The organism is Christensenella sp., assembly GCF_034927525.1.
Taxonomy (GTDB): domain Bacteria; phylum Bacillota; class Clostridia; order Christensenellales; family Christensenellaceae; genus Christensenella.
This window is the reverse complement of sequence record NZ_JAYFPU010000015.1, coordinates 1-2,537: the sequence shown is the minus strand read 5'-3', so window position 1 is coordinate 2,537 and position 2,537 is coordinate 1. Positions and strand designations below refer to the sequence as shown.

The following is a 2,537-nucleotide window of genomic DNA, read 5'->3' as shown; positions in this document are numbered from 1 at the left end:
GCGTGCTGTGATCGATGTATGATCCAGAGACAACAAAGTGGAACGCGAGAGGCTGGAAAGAAAACTCCAGCCTTTTTTGAGGCGAATTTTTTACAAAAATGGCAAACGTGAATAGTTTTCAAAACAAATAACAATTGACACCGTAAAAGTGGCTTTGTTATAATGAGGATAGAAAAACAGATTTATGTCCGGATATGCCGGACACGCAGAGGTGTGCTGTTATGGACTCGAGGATAGATTTAAGCATTGGAAAAAAAGCAAGCCAATACGAGCAAATGATCCAGATCGCAAAGCTGTATTACGTGGAAGATATGTCGCAGCAGCAGATCGCTGACAGGGTCAATATGTCGCGTTCTAATATTTCGCGTATCCTGAAATCCTGCAAGGAGCTTGGCATCGTGGAGATACGCATCCATGAGGCGTCGCTGCGCTCGTTTGAGATCAAGAAGAAGCGGATCAACCGCTTTGGGATCAGCTCGGTAGTAATCACGCCGCGGGTGGAAGACCGTGAAGCGAGTGCGGAGAACGCGGGCATCGCTGCTGCGCGTTATGTGGAAAATGTCTTAACAGATAATATGAGCGTGGGCATTGGCTGGGGGTCGAGCGTTTATAAAATGGTAAAGGCATTCACGCCGGCTGCTTTAAACAATGTGCAGATCATCCAATTGATGGGCGGAACGCGCATCAAGGAGGCCTATAAGGACGGCGTTCAATTGACGCTGGATTTTGCGGAAAAAGCCGGGGGTACGCCTTACATCCTTAACGCACCGCTACTGGTAACGACGCGGCAGGTGCGCGATCTCTTTATCGAGGAAGGCGGTATCAAGGATCAGTTGGAAATGACAAAGAAGATCGACGTGGCGCTCGTCACACTGGGCACGAACGATCCGGAATACAATGCCATGGTACGTGCGAACTTTATGACGCCGGAGCAGTCAAAGGAGCTTTACGACGCAGGGCTGTATGCCCATATTTTGGGACAGCACATCGATATCCGCGGAAAGATTGGCGATACGGAGCTTAATGACCGCGTGGTGGGTATCAACATCAATACATTTAAGAAAATACCCTTGAAAATCGGTATCGTAGTGGGAGAGCATAAGGTGAAGCCCATTGTTTCGGCATTGATGGGCGGCTTCCTCGATACGCTGATCACGGACGAGCCGACAGCGTTCGCGGTGGAAGACTATGCGGCAAAGCACGGGCTCTATAAGCCGTTCTAAATTTTTGACAGGAATGGAGAAAAAACGATGCATAAAATAGCAGCAACAATACTGACTTGTAATAACGCTTTTTTGGGACAGGCGGTCTTAGCGGCACAGCGCGGTGGCGCAGATCAACTGCATGTGGATATTATCGACGGACGGTATGCGTCCAATTTTTCGTTTGGCCCCAAGACAATAGCGGATTTAAAAGAGGTCGTGGATATTCCGATCGAAGTGCATTTTGAGCTTTACGATCCGCAGTATTATATCGATATGTTTGCAGAGGCAGGCGCCGATATGATGACGATACAAATGGACGGATGTGCTTGCCCCATCCAGGCGGTGAGCCGCATCAAACGCTTGGGAAAACAGGTGGGCGTGGGCTTAAAGCCGACCGAGCGCGTGGAAAGTATCGAATATATTGCGCATCACCTCGATTATCTGATCATGATGAGCGTGGAGCCGGGCTTTGGCGGACAAAAGCTGGAGGAGTCGATCTATACGAAGATCGGCGCAGCCAAGAAGATGTTTGCGGAGCAGGGACTGGATATTCCGATCTATATAGACGGCAGTGTTAATCAGGAGACAGCTCCGAAGCTGCTTGCGAGCGGCGCGGATGTGCTGATCATCGGTTCGTCGGTCTTTTCCAGCAACAAGGTGACGGACGCGGAGATCGAAGCGGGGATGCAGCATTTTAAAAGCTTATAAAAAATGAAGGGAAACAGCCGTAGTAAAGCGGCTGTTTTTTGTTGCCCCAAACTATACAACTTTCTTTACAAAATGTAATAAATTTTACAATTATGAAGGAAATGGCATTGACAGGAAGCAGGGGAAATAGTATTATAAAACCATGGAATATAACTTTTGCAAAGAAACTTTACAAAAGTAAAAATTCGAAGCAAAAGAAACTCAAATTTATCAAATAAGCGGGTGAAAAAATGGAATTAACAAAAGAACAAATGAGGAAAATCTATTATCAGATGTTCAGTTCCCGGACGTTTGAGGAGCGCGTAAACGAAATGTTTATGAAGGGTCTCATCCACGGGACGACGCACCTTGCGGTTGGCGAGGAAGCGACGGCAGCGGGCGGCATCAACGCTCTTGAGCCGGACGATTACATCATGAGCTGCCATAGGGGACATGCGCACTGTATCGCAAAGGGCGCGGACGTAAAGCGTATGATGTGCGAGCTGCTCGGCAAGAAAGATGGCTTCTGTAAGGGGCTCGGCGGTTCGATGCACATCGTCGATATCTCTGTGGGAAACTTTGGCGCGAACGGCGTGATCGGGCCTGCGATCCCTATGGCGACAGGCGTTGCGCTTGCAATCAAAA

3 protein-coding genes are annotated in these 2,537 nt (G+C 48.4%); all 3 read left to right on the top strand.

Features of this window, described 5'->3' with window-relative positions; translation table 11 throughout:
* The first annotated feature begins 221 nt into the window (after positions 1-221).
* Positions 222-1,223, top strand: a complete 1,002-nt coding sequence (locus VB081_RS00510; RefSeq protein ID WP_323398912.1) for a sugar-binding transcriptional regulator — start codon at positions 222-224, stop codon at positions 1,221-1,223.
* A 27-nt stretch (positions 1,224-1,250) separates the two neighbouring features.
* The gene (locus VB081_RS00505) at positions 1,251-1,913 is read left to right on the top strand and encodes a ribulose-phosphate 3-epimerase (protein ID WP_323398911.1); all 663 of its coding nucleotides are present in this window, start codon (positions 1,251-1,253) and stop codon (positions 1,911-1,913) included.
* Positions 1,914-2,143: 230 nt separating this feature from the next.
* The coding region (locus VB081_RS00500) for a thiamine pyrophosphate-dependent enzyme (RefSeq protein WP_323398910.1) at positions 2,144-2,537 on the top strand (394 nt) is incomplete at its 3' end.